General features: G+C 72.0%; 12 protein-coding genes, 8 tRNA genes, 3 rRNA genes and 1 other RNA gene. 23 read left to right on the forward strand and 1 reads right to left on the reverse strand.

The window, feature by feature from the left end:
- Positions 1-151 precede the first annotated feature (151 nt).
- Positions 152-243 (forward strand) — tRNA-Ser (locus tag Q5761_RS00060).
- A 21-nt stretch (positions 244-264) separates the two neighbouring features.
- A tRNA-Arg gene (locus Q5761_RS00065) sits at positions 265-339 on the forward strand.
- Positions 340-766: 427 nt separating this feature from the next.
- Here the strand turns inward: Q5761_RS00065 and Q5761_RS00070 are convergent.
- A complete protein-coding gene (locus Q5761_RS00070; RefSeq protein ID WP_135225933.1) occupies positions 767-1,228 on the reverse strand; it encodes a QueT transporter family protein in 462 nt (153 codons plus the stop codon).
- Positions 1,229-1,599: 371 nt separating this feature from the next.
- On the opposite strand from Q5761_RS00070, the gene Q5761_RS00075 reads away from it, so the two are divergent.
- From Q5761_RS00075 to rsmI, 21 genes are all read left to right on the forward strand, one after another.
- Positions 1,600-1,672 (forward strand) — tRNA-Arg (locus tag Q5761_RS00075).
- An 84-nt stretch (positions 1,673-1,756) separates the two neighbouring features.
- Positions 1,757-2,257, forward strand: a complete 501-nt coding sequence (gene tadA, locus Q5761_RS00080) for a tRNA adenosine(34) deaminase TadA (RefSeq protein WP_135224631.1) — start codon at positions 1,757-1,759, stop codon at positions 2,255-2,257.
- 20 nt (positions 2,258-2,277) lie between these two features.
- A tRNA-Ser gene (locus tag Q5761_RS00085) sits at positions 2,278-2,364 on the forward strand.
- 208 nt (positions 2,365-2,572) lie between these two features.
- Positions 2,573-2,659 (forward strand) — tRNA-Ser (locus Q5761_RS00090).
- Positions 2,660-2,721: 62 nt separating this feature from the next.
- An RNA gene (gene ffs / locus Q5761_RS00095) (signal recognition particle sRNA large type) lies at positions 2,722-2,985 on the forward strand.
- Positions 2,986-3,371: 386 nt separating this feature from the next.
- Positions 3,372-5,618: a DNA polymerase III subunit gamma/tau gene (gene dnaX / locus Q5761_RS00100; RefSeq protein ID WP_318750739.1), complete on the forward strand. Its 2,247-nt coding sequence runs from the start codon at positions 3,372-3,374 to the stop codon at positions 5,616-5,618.
- Positions 5,584-5,910, forward strand: a complete 327-nt coding sequence (locus Q5761_RS00105) for a YbaB/EbfC family nucleoid-associated protein (RefSeq protein ID WP_167758944.1) — start codon at positions 5,584-5,586, stop codon at positions 5,908-5,910. The genes dnaX and Q5761_RS00105 overlap by 35 nt, the downstream gene beginning before the upstream one ends.
- Positions 5,911-5,926: 16 nt before the next feature.
- Positions 5,927-6,526 (forward strand): recombination mediator RecR, encoded by a 600-nt coding sequence (gene recR, locus Q5761_RS00110; RefSeq protein ID WP_318750740.1) that lies wholly within the window; start codon positions 5,927-5,929, stop codon positions 6,524-6,526.
- 164 nt (positions 6,527-6,690) lie between these two features.
- Entirely contained in the window at positions 6,691-7,170 is a 480-nt protein-coding gene (locus Q5761_RS00115; RefSeq protein WP_318750741.1) for a YaaL family protein, read from the forward strand.
- A 28-nt stretch (positions 7,171-7,198) separates the two neighbouring features.
- Entirely contained in the window at positions 7,199-7,492 is a 294-nt protein-coding gene (locus tag Q5761_RS00120) for a pro-sigmaK processing inhibitor BofA family protein (RefSeq protein ID WP_318750742.1), read from the forward strand.
- A gap of 202 nt (positions 7,493-7,694) precedes the next feature.
- The gene (gene gltX, locus Q5761_RS00125) at positions 7,695-9,224 is read left to right on the forward strand and encodes a glutamate--tRNA ligase (RefSeq protein WP_318750743.1); all 1,530 of its coding nucleotides are present in this window, start codon (positions 7,695-7,697) and stop codon (positions 9,222-9,224) included.
- Positions 9,225-9,336: 112 nt separating this feature from the next.
- A tRNA-Gln gene (locus tag Q5761_RS00130) sits at positions 9,337-9,407 on the forward strand.
- Positions 9,408-9,411: 4 nt separating this feature from the next.
- Positions 9,412-9,484 (forward strand) — tRNA-Glu (locus Q5761_RS00135).
- Between the two features lie 300 nt (positions 9,485-9,784).
- Positions 9,785-11,392: ribosomal RNA gene (locus Q5761_RS00140) — 16S ribosomal RNA — on the forward strand.
- Between the two features lie 208 nt (positions 11,393-11,600).
- Positions 11,601-14,584 (forward strand): 23S ribosomal RNA (locus Q5761_RS00145).
- Between the two features lie 93 nt (positions 14,585-14,677).
- Positions 14,678-14,794 (forward strand): 5S ribosomal RNA (gene rrf / locus Q5761_RS00150).
- Together the 16S, 23S and 5S rRNA genes with 3 tRNA genes alongside form the textbook arrangement of a ribosomal RNA operon.
- A gap of 32 nt (positions 14,795-14,826) precedes the next feature.
- Positions 14,827-14,901 (forward strand) — tRNA-Asn (locus Q5761_RS00155).
- 384 nt (positions 14,902-15,285) lie between these two features.
- Positions 15,286-16,068, forward strand: a complete 783-nt coding sequence (gene tmk / locus Q5761_RS00160) for a dTMP kinase (RefSeq protein ID WP_135224638.1) — start codon at positions 15,286-15,288, stop codon at positions 16,066-16,068.
- A 5-nt stretch (positions 16,069-16,073) separates the two neighbouring features.
- Positions 16,074-16,403 carry a cyclic-di-AMP receptor gene (locus Q5761_RS00165; RefSeq protein ID WP_135225934.1) on the forward strand — a complete coding sequence of 110 codons (330 nt, stop codon included), beginning with the start codon at positions 16,074-16,076 and terminating at the stop codon, positions 16,401-16,403.
- A gap of 25 nt (positions 16,404-16,428) precedes the next feature.
- Complete coding sequence (locus tag Q5761_RS00170; RefSeq protein WP_318750744.1) at positions 16,429-17,379, forward strand: hypothetical protein; 951 nt, start codon at positions 16,429-16,431, stop codon at positions 17,377-17,379.
- Between the two features lie 5 nt (positions 17,380-17,384).
- Positions 17,385-18,569, forward strand: coding sequence for a 16S rRNA (cytidine(1402)-2'-O)-methyltransferase (gene rsmI / locus Q5761_RS00175; protein ID WP_318750745.1), 1,185 nt, complete (start codon positions 17,385-17,387; stop codon positions 18,567-18,569).
- Positions 18,570-18,940 lie beyond the last annotated feature (371 nt).

Below are 18,940 nucleotides of genomic sequence, written 5' to 3' on the forward strand. Positions count from 1 at the left end.
ACCGGCGGGCATGATGGCCGGGCGCGGCGCGGTCCCCGGGCGCGGTGCGGCGACATCGGCCGCGCGTGGCGGCGCGAGGGGCTGGCCGGCGCGGGCGCCGCCCTCGGCTTGCGCGGGTCGCGGCCCTGTGCTAAGATTGGGGCTGTCGCCGGGAAGGGTGCCTGAGAGGTCGAAAGGAGCCGCCTGCTAAGCGGTTGAGGGGCCTTTAAAGCCCCTCCGAGGGTTCGAATCCCTCCCCTTCCGCTGCGCGAGCGAATCTTGTGTGCGCCGTTAGCTCAGCCCGGATAGAGCGGCTGACTACGGATCAGCAGGTCGGGGGTTCAAATCCTCCACGGCGCACATCAAAAAGCCGCATGGCACAAGGGAAAACGGGGCCATACCCGCTCGGGGTATGGCCCCGTTCCCGTTCAAAGTGCTGCGATCTGGCTGGGATCCGGCCCGCTTTTCCCCCACCCGTGCCCGCAGCGGCTCCACCGCAGCAACCTGCCGGTGCAGGGCGGGCGTGGCATCGCCGTCGTCCCGCGGGAGGGGGCCGCGGGGACCCTTCAAGGCATGCGGCGCCCGGGCCGTGCGCCCGACCCGCCCAGGCAGCCGCTGTCGAGCCCGCCCCAGGGTCGATTCCCCGGACCCCTCGTCGCCGAGGTGAACGCCTGGGACCCGCCGCGGGCGCGCCCCCGCCGCCGGACACGACCATGGGCCCGGGGCGCCTCCCTTCCTCTAGGGCGGGCGCCGGCCGACTTCGGCCTCCAGGCGGCGACCGGCGAGTCTATGGGGTCGCTGGCGGCATGCGCCGGCGCAGCAGCTGGAGCAAGGGGTAGCCCAGCAGGAACACGACCCCTGCCTCGCCCGCGGCGATCCAGAGCACCCAGGGCAGGTACGGGGTGTGGGTGAGGAAGGCGAGGTAGCCGCCCACCAGCACCGCGTTGAAGACCACGGGCGAGAGGTAGCCGATGGGGTGGAACCGCCACCGCCGGGTCACCAGGGCGGCGACCAGCGTGACCAGCGACCCGCCCGCCACATCCCACAACCCGAAGGGGCTCTGCAGGTTCGCGAGCGCGACGCCGACGAACAGGCCGGGCACGGCCTCGGCCCAGATCATGGGCAGCAACGTCAAGGCCTCGCTGACCCGGAACTGGATCTGACCGAAGGAGATCGGCTGGAAGACCCAGGTGAGCACCACGTAGAGCGCGGCGATCATCGCTGCGCGCAGCCAGCGGCGCAGGTCCATGGACGTCCTGCCTCCCTCGCTCCCCATCCCGCCCAGGGCGGCCGCGGCGATGCCAGCGCGCACCCGGTGTGCCCGGCCGGGCCGTCGCGACGCCCGGGTCACCGGGCCCGGCACCGGCGCCCGCCTTGGGGTGGACGGCGGCGGTGGACGATGCCTGCCCGCGACGGTAGCGCCGCCCCGCTCACCGGCCACCGCCCCGTCGCGGCCCGCAGGCGGCGCCGGCGTGCCAGGCCGCACCGCGGCCCGAGCGCCGGCCGGCCAGGCCCCGGGGTGGCCTGGCGGCGCCCACGGGGCCGTCCGCGATGACCGACGACCCCGCTCCATGGTAGAATAAGCCCGCGGCCCCTGCATCGCGGGTGCAGGGGTGGCGTGCGCCCGTAGCTCAGGTGGAAGAGCGCTTCCGTCCTAAGGAAGGCGTCGGGGGTTCGAGTCCTCCCGGGCGCACCCTCGCGCCGGTGAGCCGTCCAACGCGGCGGTGGGGCCGTTGCGGCCGCCGGCGTCCGTGCAGCTGGGGCGAGAGGGGTCCCCATGTCCCATCGCCATGCGGACGAACCGGCGCCAACCGAGCTCGCCGGCGCCGATCCCGACGTGGTTTTCATGGAGGCGGCCCTGGCGGAGGCGCGCCGAGCCCTGGATCTCGGCGAGGTTCCCGTCGGGGCCGTCGCGGTCCACGAAGGTCGGGTCATCGCCCGCGGCCACAACCTGCGCGAGCGCTTGGGCGATCCCACGGCCCATGCCGAGATCCTCGTGCTGCGTCAGGCGGCGGCGAGGCTCGGCAACTGGCGCCTGGAGGGGGTCACGCTCTACGTGACCCTTGAGCCGTGCCCGATGTGTGCGGGGGCCGTCGTCCTGGCCCGGGTGGCGCGGCTCGTGTACGGGGCGCCGGATCCCAAGGCCGGCGCGGCCGGCAGCTTGATGAACCTGGTGCAGCATGATAGACTGAATCACCGAGTCGAGCTGCGCGGCGGGGTGCTGGCGGACGCCAGCGCCGCGTTGCTCCGGGGCTTCTTCCGCGGGCTGCGCGGTTGAGGCCAGGAGGCTCGGCGTACGGAAGGGTGCCGGAGTGGCTGAACGGGGCGGTCTCGAAAACCGTTGTGGGCGCAAGCCCACCGTGGGTTCGAATCCCACCCCTTCCGCACGCGCCCGGCACGGCACCCTGCCGGCCGGGCGCCTTTGTCGTCGAGGGGATCGCCTCCGGGGCCGCTGGCGACGACGCCGGTCGGCATGGCGGAGGCAAGGACGACCCGCGCGGTGACGGCGCGGCGGCACGCTGCGTCGAGGGTGCGCGGGAGCCGGTTCGTCCGACGGGGAGACGCGACGGCTGTCACGACGCCGTGTCGGCGGGGAAGGGTGGCCGAGCGGCTTAAGGCACACGCCTGGAGAGCGTGTGTGGGCGCAAGCCCACCGTGGGTTCGAATCCCACCCCTTCCGCCCTTGCCGTCTTGAGGCGAACCTTTTGCCCTTTCTCACCTTGCCGCGATATGGGGATTGGGCCGTGCTAGACGGGGAGGTAGCGGTGCCCTGTACCCGCAATCCGCTACAGCGGGGTCGAATTCCCATCCGAGGCGCTCGCGGTCGGGGTCAGCACCGGACACGGGGCGTTGAGGGCCCGGTCCCGCGCAACGCGGACTCGTGAACCCCGCCAGGCCCGGAAGGGAGCAACGGTAAGCGAGCCACCGCGTGTGCCGCGGGGCAGCCGGACCGGAGCCCACGGTTCGGCCGGCGCCCGGGTGCGGGTGTCGACGATGGGTGCACGGCCACCTTTGCGGGAGGGGCGACGGCGGATCCGCTACCGCCGTCGCCCCTCCCGTGCTTCGGGCCGGCTCCGCCGCCCGGATCGCCGGTCGCGGGACGTACGACGGGGGGAGGGGTGCAGCCCACGCCGGTGGCGTCGGGGCCGGTGGCGTCGGGCCGGGGCGGCCCCGGGTCGCGGTCCCGGGCGCGCGTGGCGGCTCCGGTGCGCCAGGAGGACCGCGCCTGGAGGGCGGTCGGCGCCTCGGGATGGCGCGTGCGGGTGGCTGCGCGGCCGGCTGCGCGACCGCGCTCGGCGAGCGATGGATCGGGGGTTGGGGATCCCCGGCCATGGCGGGCAGAGGGCTGCCGTCCCGACGGCATCCCGAGCTCGCGGCGGGGAGGGTCTCGCTTGAGCCAGCCCTACCAGGCCTTGTATCGCACCTGGCGACCGCAGCGGTTCGACGGCGTGGTGGGACAGCAACACGTCGTCCGCACGCTGGCCAACGCCTTGCGCACCGGCCGGGTCGCCCACGCCTACCTGTTCGCGGGGCCCCGCGGCACGGGGAAGACCTCCGTCGCCAAGCTCCTGGCCAAGGCCGTCAACTGCCTCGCGCCCGATGGGGTCGAACCCTGCAACCGGTGCGACGTGTGCCGCGAGATCAACGACGGCTCGACCATGGACGTGCTGGAGATCGACGCCGCCTCCAACCGCGGCATCGACGAGATCCGGGAGCTGCGGGAGCGCGTGCGGTACGCCCCGGCCCGGGCGCGGTACAAGGTCTACATCATCGACGAGGTCCACATGCTCACCACGGAGGCGTTCAACGCGCTGCTGAAGACGCTGGAGGAGCCGCCCGCCCACGCGATCTTCATCCTGGCGACCACGGAGCCCCATCGCCTGCCGGCGACCATCGTCTCCCGCTGCCAGCGCTTCGACTTCCATCGCCTGACCCCCGAGCAGATCGTGCAACGACTCCAGGCGGTCTGCGACGCCATGGGGGTGGAGGCCGAGCCCGCGGCCCTGCGGCTGGTGGCGCGCCTGGCTGAAGGAGGCCTGCGGGACGCCCTGAGCTTGCTCGACCAATGCCTGGCCATGGTCGGCGATCGCCTGGAGGCGTCCGCCGTCGTCGACCTGCTGGGGCTGGCGCCGGGGGAGGGCATCCTGGCCCTCTGCCGCGCGGTGGTCGAGGGCGATGTGGGGGCGGGCCTGCGCGCCGTGGCCGATCTCTCCTCCCGCGGGGTCGACCTGGCCCAGGCGCTGAGGGATTGGATGGCCTGCTGGCGGGACCTCTTGGCCCTGCGATCCGGCCTCGGCGCCGAGCACCTGCTCTACGCCGGGCCCGACCTGGCGGAGGCCCTGGCGTCGTTGGCCAGCAGCCTCGACGACGAGACGGCCCTGGCCTGCTTCGATGCCCTGTCCGAGGGGGAGTCCCTGCTGCGGTGGACCGGGCAGCCGCGGCTGGCGCTGGAGGCGGCCCTGATCCGGGCTGTGGGCGAACGGTCCACCCGCGCGGCCGGTTCGTCCCCGGAGGCCGCAGCGGAGGGGGCGCACCGCGAGCCGTCGGCCGCGGGGGCGCCGAGCGGCCGGGACCAGCAGGGCAGGACCGGAGCCGATGCGGCCGGAGCCGAGGACGGCCCGCGGCCGGTGGTCCCGTCGGGGGATGCCGGGCCGATCGCGCCGGATCAGGAGGGAACGGGAGCCGGAGGGGCGGACGATGCGCCGGCGGCCGTCCTCGCCGCGCGGTGGCAGGCCTTCTTGAGGTCGCTGCGACGGCGACGGGAGTGGACGGCGCTGCACGCGCTGCTGCGCACGGCGGGCCAGCCCCGGGCGGCGGGCGATGTGCTGGAGCTTCCCTTTGCCCAGCCCGGCATGGCGCGAACGGCGGAGGTGAAGGTGCCCCAGCTGCGCCGAGCCATCGAGGCCTTTCTGGGGACTCCGGTCCCAGTGCGGGTGATCGTCGAGGCGGGCGGGTCGGACGTCCGCGGCGGAAGCGGCGGTGGCCAGGGAGCGGCGTCGCCGGCGGGCGGTGCGGCGGCGGGGCCATCCCCCCGCGCGGCGGCCGATGCGCAGCGCCCGCGAGCCCCGGCGGCGGGCGAGCCACGGGATGGGGGCGACCGCCGGCGCGGGGAGCGGAGCCCGGGGGACGAGCCGGGTGACGACCCCGGGGACCGGGACGAGCCGGCCGGCGCGACGGCGCCCCCGCCGCAGGATGCCAACGGGGGGCAGGAGCCCGCGCCGCCGACGCCGGGAGCGGCGGCGCAAGGGGCTGCTCCGCCGGCATCCGCGGCGTCCGGGGATCGGGACGCAGGAGGCCGTGGCAAGGCGGCGCCGACGGCCTCGGCCGAGCCGGCGCGCCGCGGCGTGGGCGTCCCGGCCCCCGCGTCCGGGGGCGATGCACCGCGACCGGCGACCGGGGCTGCCGCCCCGGGGATGGCCGCCGACGCCCGGGAGACCGCGCCGGCGGCGGCCGACGACGGGCCGGCCGGCGGGGGCGCCTCCATGGAACGCCGGCGCGAGCCGGACCCACCGGACCTGGACGACGTGCAGAAGGCGGCGTGGGAACTGTTCGGCGGGCAATGGATCCCCGTGAAGGAGGAGTGGCGGCGTGAGCTTCGGCCCCATGGGCAACGTGGGCAAGATGCTGAAACAGCTTGAGAAGGTGCAGCAGGAGATGGCTCGCCTGCAGGAGGAGCTGGCACGGCGGGAGGTCGAGGCCACGGCGGGCGGGGGCATGGTCAAGGCCGTGGTCAACGGCCAGCAGGAGCTGGTGCGGCTGGAGATCGCCCGGGAGGCCGTCGACCCCGACGACGTGGAACTCTTGCAGGACATGATCGTGGCCGCGGTCAACGAGGCGAACCGCAAGGCCCAGGAGCTGGTCCAGGCGGAGATGGCCCGGGTGACCGGGGGGCTCAAGTGGCCCAAGCTGCCCGGCTTCCCGGGCCGCTGAGGGGCGGGATGCCGCCGTGGAGCACGCGCCGGCCTTTGCCCGGCTGATCGCCGAGCTGGAGAAGCTGCCGGGCATCGGTCCCAAGACGGCCCAGCGCCTGGCGTACCACCTGCTCTTCCGCCCCCAGGAGGAGGTGCGCGCCCTGGCCGAGGCCATGGTCCGGGCGCGGGCCAGCGTCCGGTACTGCAGCGTGTGCTTCAATCTGACCGATCGCGACCCGTGTGCGGTGTGCCGCGACCCCGGCCGCGACGCTCGGCTGATCTGCGTGGTCGAGCAGCCGCGGGACGTGGTGGCCATGGAGCGAACCCGGGAGTATCGCGGCCGCTACCACGTGCTGCACGGGGTGATCTCGCCCGTCGATGGCGTCGGTCCCGAGCAGCTCCGGGTCCGCGAACTGCTGGCCCGTCTCCAGGCGGACCCTCCGGTCGACGAGGTGATCCTGGCCACCAACCCGACGGTGGAGGGGGAGGCGACGGCGCTCTACCTGGCGCGCCTGATCAAGCCCCTCGGGATCCGCGTCACGCGCATCGCCCGGGGCGTACCCGAGGGCGGCGACCTGGAATACGTCGACGAGCTCACGCTGACCCGGGCGCTGCAGGGGCGCCAGGCCCTGTAGCCGACCCGGCCCGCCGCGCATAAACCCCATGCCATGGGTCCATCTTCCCTGGTGCCGGTCGCTGGCCTCCCAGGGGCGGTTCAACAACCCTGGCCTCCCGCATACCGATGGGACAGGGGTGCGATGCCCCGAACCCCGCAGGCCGGCAAGGGGCGTGGGATCCCATGCGTGTGGAATGGGGGCGGATCTGGCGGCGGCGGTGGCCTCTCCGCTGGCGACGCCCGGCCACCCGAGACGGGGACGAACCGGCCTCCCGGGGCAGGGCGCCCGCGCGGATCCTGGCTGCCGACCCGGGCCGACCGGGGCCGACGACGGCGCCCTGGCCCCAACAGGGGCGCGTGCCCGGTGCCGCCGGCGCCCCGGAGGCCGTCTCGCCTGCGTCCGCCACCGCCGCGGAGCCGGCCGGCCCGGCCGACGGCGACTTCGACTGGGTGGCCGCCATCGACCAGGCGCGCCGCGACTGGGAGCAGGCGCGCCGCTACTTCGAGTGCGTGACGGATCGCGACCTGGTGGACCAGGCGATCCACCTGGTGCTGGCGGCGGAGAAGCGCTACGCCTATTTGCTGAAACAGGCCCGCCTGCGCGGGATCCGCGGGCTCCCACCCCGACCCGACGCGGACGACGGTCGGCGGGCGGTGCCATGACCCCGGCCGGGCGGTCCCAGAAGGCGGGGTGAGGGCCATCGCCACGGAGGGCGCGTGGGCTGTCGCCGGCGTGGCCGCGGTCGTGGTGGGTGCGCTGGTGTGGCGGCTCGTCGGCGCGTCGACGGCCGGGGAGGCCGTGGCGCGGCTGGTGGGCGACCTGCTGGTGGGCACGGGCTGGATCCTGGCGCTGAACGTGCTCTTGGCCCCCCTGGGTGCGCACGTGGGCTGGAACCCCGCCACCGCGTGGCTGGCCGGAAGCCTGGGGCTCCCGGGAGCGATCGCCTTGGCGTTGGTGGCGGTCATGGCCCGCTGGCGACCCTGAGGGTCGCCGCCTCCCTCGTCCTCGCCCTTCCTTGACGCTGCCCAAGGGCTCTGCTACGATACGGCCGCCCCGCGGGGCGACCGATGCCGGTCGCAGGGCCGGGAGGAGCGCGGGCGACTGCCGGGTGGGTCGTCCCTGCGCCCCGGGCGCCGGTGCGCCGGTTCGTCCGCGGGAGCATTCCGCGTGGCGAGGAGGCCGTCCGATGTCCCAGCCGGTGCGGGTTCGGTATGCGCCGTCGCCGACGGGCTACCTCCACATCGGGGGCGTCCGCACCATCCTCTTCAACTGGCTGTTCGCGCGCAAGCACGGCGGCCGTTTCATCCTGCGCTTCGAGGACACGGATCCGGAGCGGTCCCGGGACGAGCTCATCGCGCCCATGTTGGAGAGCATCCGCTGGTTGGGCCTGGACTGGGACGAGGGGCCGGACGTCGGCGGACCCTACGGGCCGTACCGGCAGTCGCAACGGCTCGACCTCTACCGGGAGACGCTGGACCGCCTGCTCGCCGCGGGCAAGGCTTACCTCTGCTACTGCACCCCCGAGGAGCTGGCGGCGGAACGGGAGCGGGCGCGGGCAGCGGGCCGGCCTGCCGTCTACAGCGGTCGCTGTCGGCACCTCACCCCCGCGGAGCGCCGGCGGTTCGAGGCCGAGGGCCGCCGGCCGGCGGTGCGCCTGCGGGTGCCCGAGGGTGGGCAGGTCGTGGTCCACGACCTCGTCAAGGGCGAGGTCGCCTTCGACGTCGCCCAGATCGGCGACTTCATCATCGCCCGCGCCGACGGCATGCCGGTCTACAACTTCGCCGTGGTGGTCGACGACCACCACATGGCGATCAGCCACGTCATCCGGGGGGACGAGCACCTCTCCAACACCCCGAAGCAGCTGCTGGTCTATCGTGCCCTGGGGTGGGAGCCGCCGCAGTTCGCCCACGTCCCGATGATCCTGGCCCCGGATCGCACCAAGCTCAGCAAGCGCCACGGTGCGGTGGCGGTCGACGAGTACCGGCGGCAGGGATTCCTCCCGGAGGCGATCCTGAACTACGTCGCGCTGTTGGGCTGGTCGCCGGGGGACGACCGGGAGATCCTCTCCCTGGACGAGATGATCCGGCTGTTCGACTTCGACCGGGTGTCCCGCACCGCGGCCATCTACGACGTCGAGAAGATGGCGTGGATGAACGGGCACTATCTGCGCGCGGCGGACCTGGACCGGGTGGTGGACCTGGTCATCCCGCGCCTGCAGGAGGCCGGTCTGCTCCAGGGGACGCCCGAGGGGGACGAGCGCCGGCGGCTGCGGGCCATCGTGGACGCCGTGCGCCAGCGCGTCCGCACCCTGGGGGAGCTGGTCGAGGCCAGCCGGTACTTCTTCGCCGACTTCGCCGACTACGAAGAGGCCGGGGTTCGCAAGCACTTCGACCGCGACGACGCGATCCCGATCCTCGAGGCCGTGGCAGAGACCCTGTCGCGGGTGGAGCCGTGGACCCAGGCCGCCATCGAACAGGCGCTGCGCGGTCTTGCCGAACGCATGGGCGTGGGCACGGGCCGCATCTTCCATCCGACGCGTCTGGCGGTGTCGGGGCGGACCGTGGGGCCGGGGGTGTTCGACGTCATTTGCTGGGTCGGGCGCGATCGCTGCCTGGCGCGCATCCACCGCGCGATCGAGTGGATCCGCCAGCGGCGCGCCGCCCGCGGCGCGACGCCCGCCGGTCCGGGCGCGGGGGCAGCGGGCGGCCGGGGCTGAGCTGCGGTTGTATCCCGGCGGCGACCGTGCTATAATCCGACGTGCGCCCGCGAGATACCGGTCCGAGGGACGGCCTCCGGGCGCGCCGGAGTCGAGCGTAAGCGAGCGACGGTGGGGATTGGGGTAACGGCAGCCCGCCAGGTTCTGGCCCTGGTAGTCCAGGTTCGAATCCTGGATCCCCAGCAGTGCCCCGTTCGTCTAGCGGCCTAGGATACCGCCCTCTCACGGCGGAGACACCGGTTCGAGTCCGGTACGGGGCACCGCGGCGCCCGGAACGTCGATTCCGGGCGTTGCCTCTGCAGCCGCCTTCCGGGTCGGCCCGCGGCGCGGCCGCGAGGGTTGACGGCAGGCGGGGCGGCTGCTAGGATAACGATCCGCCGGCGCCATCCGCGCCGGGCGCACCTGGTCCTTGAAAAGGGAGTGGCGTGTGGAGAGGCAGGCCTTGCGAGCCGGAGGTCTCACTCTGCGGGGCCTGGGCGCGGGGAGCGCCTGGGTCTTGGTGGGGTGAGGCACGGACGACGCGGGGAGCCGGAGGCTCTTCTGCGGGATGGGTGAGCATTCCGGAGGAGAGTTTGATCCTGGCTCAGGACGAACGCTGGCGGCGTGCCTAAGACATGCAAGTCGAGCGGGGAGATTGGGGAGCTTGCTCTCCGGTCTCCTAGCGGCGGACGGGTGAGTAACACGTGGGTAACCTGCCCGGCAGTGGGGGATAACCCTGGGAAACTGGGGCTAATACCGCATACGGTCCGCGCTCCGCATGGGGTGTGGAGGAAAGGCCGCTGGAGAGGCGGTCGCTGCCGGAGGGGCCCGCGGCCCATCAGCTGGTTGGTGGGGTAACGGCCCACCAAGGCGACGACGGGTAGCCGGCCTGAGAGGGTGGTCGGCCACACGGGGACTGAGACACGGCCCCGACTCCTACGGGAGGCAGCAGTCGGGAATCTTGCGCAATGGGCGAAAGCCTGACGCAGCGACGCCGCGTGGGGGAGGAAGCCCTTCGGGGTGTAAACCCCTGTCGTCCGGGACGAAGGTCGGGGGTGAGGAGCCCTCGGCTGACGGTACCGGAAGAGGAAGCCCCGGCTAACTACGTGCCAGCAGCCGCGGTAAGACGTAGGGGGCGAGCGTTGTCCGGAATCACTGGGCGTAAAGGGCGCGTAGGCGGCCTGGCAAGTCGGATGTGAAAGGCCCCGGCTCAACCGGGGAGGTGCATTCGAAACTGCCGGGCTTGAGGGCAGGAGAGGGCAGCGGAATTCCCGGTGGAGCGGTGAAATGCGTAGAGATCGGGAGGAACACCAGTGGCGAAGGCGGCTGCCTGGCCTGGCCCTGACGCTGAGGCGCGACAGCGTGGGGAGCGAACGGGATTAGATACCCCGGTAGTCCACGCCGTAAACGATGGGTGCTAGGTGTGGGAGGTATCGACCCCTTCCGTGCCGGAGCTAACGCACTAAGCACCCCGCCTGGGGAGTACGGCCGCAAGGCTGAAACTCAAAGGAATTGACGGGGGCCCGCACAAGCGGTGGAGCATGTGGTTTAATTCGAAGCTACGCGAAGAACCTTACCTGGGCTTGACATCACCGCGAACCTGGCCGAAAGGCTGGGGTGCCCCTTTGGGGAGCGCGGTGACAGGTGCTGCATGGTTGTCGTCAGCTCGTGTCGTGAGATGTTGGGTTAAGTCCCGCAACGAGCGCAACCCCCGCCCTGTGTTGCCAGCGGTTTGGCCGGGCACTCACAGGGGACTGCCGGTGACAAACCGGAGGAAGGTGGGGATGACGTCAAATCATCATGGCCCTTATGCCCAGGGCTACACACGTGCTACAATGGCCGGTACAACGGGTTGCGAACCCGCGAGGGGGAGCCAATCCCTAAAAGCCGGTCCCAGTTCGGATCGCAGGCTGCAACTCGCCTGCGTGAAGCCGGAATCGCTAGTAATCGCGGATCAGCATGCCGCGGTGAATACGTTCCCGGGCCTTGTACACACCGCCCGTCACACCACGGGAGCCGGCAACACCCGAAGCCGGTGGCCCAACCCCGCCGGAAGGGGTGGGGCTTGGCGGGAGCGCGAAGTCCCAGCCCTTCCGGTGGGGAGGGAGCCGTCGAAGGTGGGGCCGGTGACTGGGGTGAAGTCGTAACAAGGTAGCCCTACGGGAACGTGGGGCTGGATCACCTCCTTTCTAAGGAGTGCCGGACCGGGGCCCGCCCCGGTCCCCTCCAGGTCGATCCTGCCTCGAGGAAACGCGCCGCTCCCTTCTCAAGGACCAGGGCGCCCCACGGCGCCGGGTTTTGCACCTTGACAACGGCATAGGGAAGGGGCGTGTGGATGGGGAGGCGTGCCTGCTCGCGGGGCGGCGGTTGGCGCTGCGGCGGGCGGGTGGCGCGCGGGATGAAGGTAGGAAGGGCACACGGTGGATGCCTCGGCGCGAAGGGCCGATGAAGGGCGTGGTAAGCTGCGAAAAGCCTCGGGGAGCCGCAAGCAGGCGTCGATCCGGGGATGCCCGAATGGGGAAACCCGGCGGGGGGAATGCCCCGTCATCCCGGGCTGAATCCATAGGTCCGGGAGGGGAACCGCGGGAACTGAAACATCTTAGTACCGCGAGGAAAAGAAATCAACCGAGATTCCCCGAGTAGCGGCGAGCGAAAGGGGAGGAGCCCAAACCCGGGCGGTGGGAAAGGCTGCCACCGTTGCCGTCCGGGGGTTGTGGGGCGCACGAGCGGGGCTTGGCAGGGCCCCGGCGGAGTGAGCAAACCGCGGGCTAGCCGAACGGGCCTGGAAGGGCCGGCCGGAGAGGGTAAGAGCCCCGTAGGCGAAAGTTCGCGGTCTCCGTTGGTGCGTGCCCGAGTACCACGGGGCACGTGGAACCCCGTGGGAAGCTGGGGGGACCACCCTCCAAGGCTAAATACCCGAGCGACCGATAGCGCACGAGTACCGTGAGGGAAAGGTGAAAAGCACCCCGGGAGGGGAGTGAAAGAGAACCTGAAACCGTGTGCCTACAGGCAGTCGGAGGGGCGGAGGCCCTGACGGCGTGCCTATTGAAGAATGAGCCGGCGAGTGACCGTCTGCAGCGAGGTTAAGGGCCGCAGGTCCGGAGCCGGAGGGAAACCGAGTCCGAAGAGGGCGCGAGTTGCAGGCGGTCGACCCGAAACCGGGTGATCTACCCATGGCCAGGGTGAAGCGCGGGTAAGACCGCGTGGAGGCCCGAACCAGGTTGGTGTTGAAAAACCATCGGATGAGCTGTGGGTAGGGGTGAAATGCCAAGCGAACCCGGAGATAGCTGGTTCTCCCCGAAACCACTTGAGGGTGGGCCTTCCGGGCTGACGCGCGGGGGTAGAGCACTGCTTGGGCTAGGGGCCTTCCCGGGTTACCGAACTCAGGCAAACTCCGAATACCGCGCGGTGCACCGGGGGAGTTAGAGCACGAGGGATAAGCTTCGTGCTCGAGAGGGGAACAGCCCAGACCACCAGCTAAGGCCCCCAAGTCCGTGCTCAGTGGGAAAGGATGTGGGGTCGCGAAGACAACCAGGATGTTGGCTTAGAAGCAGCCATCATTGAAAGAGTGCGTAATAGCTCACTGGTCGAGCGACCCTGCGCCGAAAATGACCCGGGGCTGAAGCACGGCGCCGAAGCTGTGGACGGGCGCAGGCCCGTGGTAGGGGAGCGTTGCCTGGGCGGCGAAGGTCGGCCGTGAGGTCGGCTGGAGCGCAGGCAAGTGAGAATGCCGGCATGAGTAGCGAAAAGGCCGGTGAGAATCCGGCCCGCCGAAAGCCCAAGGGTTCCTGAGCAAGGCTCGTCCGCTCAGGGTTAGTCGGGACCTAAGCCGAGGCCGCAAGGCGTAGGCGATGGGCAACCGGTTCATATTCCGGTACCACCGCGAAGCCGTTACGAGCGATGGGGGGACGCAGGAGGGTAGGTACCGCCGGCCGCTGGAGAGGGCCGGTGCAAGCGGGTAGGGAGCCCCGGGAGGCAAATCCCCCGGGGAGTCCCGAGACGCGATGCCGAGCCCCCTCGGGGGCGAAGGGGCCGATCCCCCACTGCCGAGAAAAGCCTCTAGCCAGGCTTCCGGTGCCCGTACCCGAAACCGACACAGGTGGGCGAGGCGAGAAGCCTCAGGCGCGCGGGAAAACCCTCGCTAAGGAACTCGGCAAATTGACCCCGTAACTTCGGGAGAAGGGGTGCCCCCTGAGGTGAAGGCCCGCGCGGCCGGAGCCTTGGGGGGTCGCAGAGAGCAGGCCCAGGCGACTGTTTATCAAAAACACAGGTCCCTGCGAAGCCGAAAGGCGCAGTATAGGGGCTGACGCCTGCCCGGTGCTGGAAGGTTAAGGGGAGGGGTGAGGGCGCAAGCCCGAGCTCCGAACCGAAGCCCCAGTAAACGGCGGCCGTAACTATAACGGTCCTAAGGTAGCGAAATTCCTTGTCGGGTAAGTTCCGACCCGCACGAAAGGCGTAACGACCTGGGCACTGTCTCGGCGAGGGGCCCGGTGAAATTGAGCGGCCCGTGAAGACGCGGGCGACCCGCAGCTGGACGGAAAGACCCCGTGGAGCTTGACTGCAACCTGTCATTGAACGTCGGCCGGCCATGTATAGGATAGGTGGGAGGCTGCGAACCCGGGCCGCCAGGTTCGGGGGAGCCGACGGTGGAATACCACCCTTGGACGGCGGGCGTTCTAACCGCGGCCCGTCAGCCGGGTCCGGGACCGTGGCAGGTGGGCAGTTTGACTGGGGCGGTCGCCTCCTAAAAGGTAACGGAGGCGCCCAAAGGTACCCTCAGCACGGTTGGAAATCGTGCGCGGAGTGCAAAGGCACAAGGGTGCTTGACTGCGAGACCGACGGGTCGAGCAGGGGCGAAAGCCGGGCTTAGTGATCTTACGGTCCTGGGTGGAAGGGCCGTGACTCAACGGATAAAAGCTACCCCGGGGATAACAGGCTGATCTCCCCCAAGAGTCCACATCGACGGGGAGGTTTGGCACCTCGATGTCGGCTCATCGCATCCTGGGGCCGCAGCCGGTCCCAAGGGTTGGGCTGTTCGCCCATTAAAGCGGTACGTGAGCTGGGTTCAGAACGTCGTGAGACAGTTCGGTCCCTATCCACTGCGGGCGCAGGAGACTTGAGGGGAGCCTTCCCTAGTACGAGAGGACCGGGAAGGACCGACCGCTGGTATCCCAGTTGTCCCGCCCGGGGCACGGCTGGAACGCCATGTCGGGACCGGATAAGCGCTGAAAGCATCTAAGCGCGAAGCCGACCCCAAGATGAGGTCTCCCATCCCGCCAAGGGAGTAAGACCCCTGGTAGACCACCAGGTCGATAGGCCGGGCGTGTAAGGACCGCAAGGTCTTCAGCGACCCGGTCCTAATCGGTCGAGGCCTTCACCCGCCAACCCACCCCCCGCCCATCGCCAAGCGCAGCCCCGCACCCCCACCACCCCCATCCCTGTGCCGTTCTCAAGGGGCAAAACCCCCACCCCGTTCCGGTGGCCATGGCGGAGGGGACCCACCCGTTCCCATCCCGAACACGGCCGTTAAGCCCTCCAGCGCCGATGGTACTAGGCGGGCCACCGCCCGGGAGAGTAGGTCGCCGCCGGAACGCCTTTTTGCTATAATTGCGGACGTCAGCGTTCCAGCGTAGCTCAGCGGTAGAGCACCCGGCTGTTAACCGGGGGGTCGCAGGTTCGAATCCTGCCGCTGGAGCCAGGACGTCGAGGGCGGGCGACGGTCCATCACCGTCGCCCGTTCGTCGTTTCGCCGGCGCCAACGGGGCGTGGCCGCTCGCCGACGCATGGCGGGGGAAGAACGCGCCGTGGCGTCGACCCTGGCGCGGCCGCGGTCGTGGCGCGCCCGCGCCGCAGAACGCTCGAAGGCCACGCCGCGGGACCGCCAGGCGCACCGCCTGCGGACACCCCCGGCTTGGCGAGGGCCCGGGATTGCCGGCGGCTCGCAACCGTTCCCGGAGCGGGAGGGGCGCCACCGGTGTCGGCCGGGTGCGAGGGACGGCCGGGCCGCAGGGCGAACCTAGATGCGAGGGGTCCCTAGGACGCGAGGGATCCCAAGCCACCGTCGACCGTAGCAGGTGAGGCCGTGGCCCCCCAGGCGCAGCGCTCCGCACGACGGATCACGCAGGAGCCGTCCGGTCACTCGGAGGCCGGTCGGGGGTGGTTCATCACCCTGGAGGGCGTCGAGGGCAGCGGCAAGAGCACCCAGGCCGCCGTGGTGATGGACTGGCTCCGGGCGCGCGGGATCCCGTGTCGCCTCGTTCGCGAGCCCGGCGGCACGCCGCTGGGCGAGCGCCTGCGTCAGCTGCTGCTCAACGGGGAGGGGCGCCCCGTTCCCGTGGCCGAGATGCTGCTGTTCGCGGCGGCCCGCGCCCAGTTGGTCGAGACGGTGATCCTGCCGGCGCTCCTCGCCGGCGAGACGGTGGTCTGCGACCGCTACCTCGACTCCAGCCTCGCCTACCAGGGCACGGGGCTCGGCCTGGGCTGGGATGCCGTATGGAGCGTCAACCGCTGGTCGACCCGAGGCCTTCTGCCCGATCTCACCCTGGTCTTCGATTGTCCGCCGGAGGTGGCCCGGGCCCGGCGCCGACGGCCCGGGGACGACATCGAACGGCGTGACGACGCCTTCCACCAACGGGTTCGGGAAGCCTACCTGGCCCTGGCGCGCACGGAGGGGCACCGGGTGGTGCTGGTGGACGCCAGCCGCCCCGAGCCGGCGGTGGCGGCCGACGTGCGCCGGGCCCTGGAACGACGTCTCGCCCGCGGCGCGGCCTGGCCCGCCGGGCGGTCCGACGCCCTCACGCCAAAGCGGGCCACCCAGGGCACGGCGTCGACGCGCGCGATGACGCGAGACGAGAGGGGCGGGTGACCACGGTGAAGCTGGTGGTGGCGGTGGTGCAGGACAAGGACGCCGGCCGCCTCATCGAGGAGCTGGTCGAACGGGGCTACCGCGCGACCAAGCTCGCCAGCACCGGCGGCTTCCTCAAGGAGGGCAACACCACGCTGCTGGTCGGCGCGGAGGACGCCCAGGTCGACGAGGTGGTCGCGATCATCAAGCGCGTGTGCCGGCCACGGGAGCAGGTGGTGACCCCTCTGGGGCCCATCGGCGGCGCCGTGGACACCTACGTCCCCTATCCCGTCGAGGTCATCGTCGGCGGGGCGACCATCTTCGTGCTCCAGGTGGAGCGATTCGAACATGTCTGAGGCCGCCCGCGCGACGGCAACGCCGATGGCACCCCTCTGGTCCCGCCGCGTGAGCCATGCCTACCTCCTGGCGGGGCCTCCGGGCGCGGGGCAGCGCGAGGCGGCGCAAGCCGCGGCGGCCGCCTTGCTCTGCCGTCAGCCTCGTGAGGGTGCGCCGTGTGGGACGTGCGCCGCCTGCCGGCAGGTGGCGGCGCGGACCCATCCGGATCTGCTCGTGCCCGAGGGGCACGGCATCGACACCGTGCGCCGCGTGCTGGCCGCGCTCCCCCTGCGCCCCCAGCTGGGATCCCGCAAGGTGGTCCTGTGGTTCGACATCGACCGCCTGACGCCGCAGGCGGCCAACGCCCTCCTCAAGTCCGTCGAAGAGCCACCCGCCTTCGTGGTCTTCGTGTTCACCACGGACCACCCGACGGCGGTGCTGTCGACCCTGCGCTCGCGCTGCCGGATCGTCCCCTTCCGACCGCGGCCGCGGGAAGACCGGGCCCGCGAACTGGCGGAGGCCGCCGGAACCAGGCTGGAGGCGGCCTTTTGGGCCTTGCGGGTGAACGGCGATGCGGCCCCCCAGGCCCGAGCGTATCTGGATGAACCGGCCTGCGCCGCCGAGGCCGAGGCGCTCAGCCAGGTGGCGGCCGCCTTGGCCCACGGCGGCCTGGTCGACGCCCTCGATGCGGCCCGCAGGCTGGCGGAATGGGGCGACAAGGCGGAGGCGGCGGCGGACGTCCTGATCTGGCTCCTCCGGCGGCAGGAGGCCGGCGACGACCCCGCCCGGCGGTTGGGTTGGACCCGGGCGCTGGCCGACTTCCGGCGCGCCTGGCAAGCCAACGCCAATCGGTCGTTGGCCCTCGAGGTCTTCTGTGCGCGGTGCTGGGCCATCGCCCGGAGGGCTCCCTGCCTCGGGGCGCCGGCGGGAGCGGGCCGGCCCGGGCATCGGACCACCGGCGGGCGGGGCGCCGGGGGTCGGCCCAGGGGACGGTGACGCCGGTGGACGAGCGCCGCAGCGCGGAAGCGACCGGTCCTACCGTTTCCGCCCGCGTCGGCCCGGGCCAGGGTGCCGACCAGGGCCCCGCGGACCCGGCGGGGGAAGAAGGGGGCGCGGCGGACTGGATCCGGCCCGGAACCCTCTACGTCTGCGCCACGCCCATCGGCAACCTGGGCGATGTGACCCTCCGGCTGCTCGCCCTGCTCCGCCGGGCGGATCGGGTACTTGCCGAGGATACCCGGCGCACCCGTCGACTGCTGGCCGCTTACGGCATCCGGAAGCGGGTGGTCTCGTGCCACGAGCACAACGAGGCGATGCGCGCGGAGCAGGTGGCCCGGTGGCTGGCGGCCGGGCAGGTGGTGGCCTTGCTGACCGACGCCGGCACACCCGGGGTGGCCGACCCAGGCGCCCGCCTGGTAGCAAGGGTCGCCGCCGAGGGGCGACCGGTGGTCCCGTTGCCCGGCCCCAGCGCGGCCCTGGCCGCCTTCTCCGCCGCCGGCATCCCGGCCACGCGGATCCTCATCGAAGGCTTCCTGCCGCGGGACGCCGAGCGTCGGCGGGAGCGGATGCGGGGATGGCGCGGCTGGGACGGCGCCGTGATCGTCTACGAGGCGCCCCACCGCCTGCGCGCGACCCTGGCGGATCTGCTCGCGTTGCTGCCGGACGCCTATCTCGCCGTGGCCCGCGAACTGACCAAACGGCACGAGGAGATCCGACGGGGACCGGTGGCGCGGCTGGTGCCCGTGCTCCAGGCGGAGGAGCCGCGGGGCGAGTACACGCTGGTGATCGCACCCGCCGGCCTGCCCGACGGTCCGCGCAGCCGCCCGTCCGCCGGGCCGCAGGCCGAAGCCGATCCTGCCTCCCGGAGCGCGGGCCGATCGGATCCGGAAGAACCGGCCCCCCGGCCGCCGGCGGGCGAGGCGGGGCCGCAGTCATCCCCGTCCCTGCCCTCGCCGGCCCAGCTGGCCGACGAGGTCGCCGCCGAGGTGGCCGCGGGCGCTTCCCCCAGCGCCGCGGCGCGCACGGTGGCGCGGCGACACGGGCTGCGCCGGAGCCTGGTGTACCGCGCCTATCTGGACCACGGTGCGCCCCCAGGACCAGGGGCCGTGGACACGGGCCCGGTTCCGGAAGGGGCCTCAGCCTCCCAGGAGAAAAAGCGCGGCCGGGACGATGGCCCCAGCCGCTGACGATCCACCGCATCCACGAGAGAATGCCCTGCACCCGTGGCTTCCACGGTCCTCCCCGTGGTCGGGGCGCAGGGATGCCTTCCCATCGCAGCTCTACCTCGTCCATCCCGACACGACGGCTGTGCCGCACGCCTGGACGCGATACGTGGGTGGAAGACCGAATCGACTCCGCATGGCCTGCCCTCTTGCCCCAAGGCCGGGCACCCCGCCCGCGACCGCCCCCGACCGGCGCCCTCCGTCGTCGGGCGCGGCCGGTGGTGCCGGTTCGTCCCGCCGGACCTGCCCCTTTGCCACCCGTGTTCCGGCGGACCATCTCGGGTTCCTGCCCCCGAACCCGTCGCGGGTGCCCCCGGCCCCGGGGGCTGCGACGG

It is taken from the genome of Thermaerobacter composti (genome assembly GCF_033582035.1).
Taxonomy (GTDB): domain Bacteria; phylum Bacillota; class Sulfobacillia; order Thermaerobacterales; family Thermaerobacteraceae; genus Thermaerobacter; species Thermaerobacter composti.

What these genes read in the sequence shown, in the direction of transcription:
- gltX (WP_318750743.1), top strand. Translation starts at nt 7,695, where the DNA reads ATGTCCCAGCCGGTGCGGGTTCGGTATGCGCCGTCGCCGACGGGCTAC.
- Q5761_RS00070 (WP_135225933.1), bottom strand. Translation starts at nt 1,228, where the DNA reads ATGGACCTGCGCCGCTGGCTGCGCGCAGCGATGATCGCCGCGCTCTAC.
- Q5761_RS00170 (WP_318750744.1), top strand. Translation starts at nt 16,429, where the DNA reads ATGGCACCCCTCTGGTCCCGCCGCGTGAGCCATGCCTACCTCCTGGCG.
- Q5761_RS00105 (WP_167758944.1), top strand. Translation starts at nt 5,584, where the DNA reads ATGGGCAACGTGGGCAAGATGCTGAAACAGCTTGAGAAGGTGCAGCAG.
- tadA (WP_135224631.1), top strand. Translation starts at nt 1,757, where the DNA reads ATGTCCCATCGCCATGCGGACGAACCGGCGCCAACCGAGCTCGCCGGC.
- Q5761_RS00115 (WP_318750741.1), top strand. Translation starts at nt 6,691, where the DNA reads ATGCGTGTGGAATGGGGGCGGATCTGGCGGCGGCGGTGGCCTCTCCGC.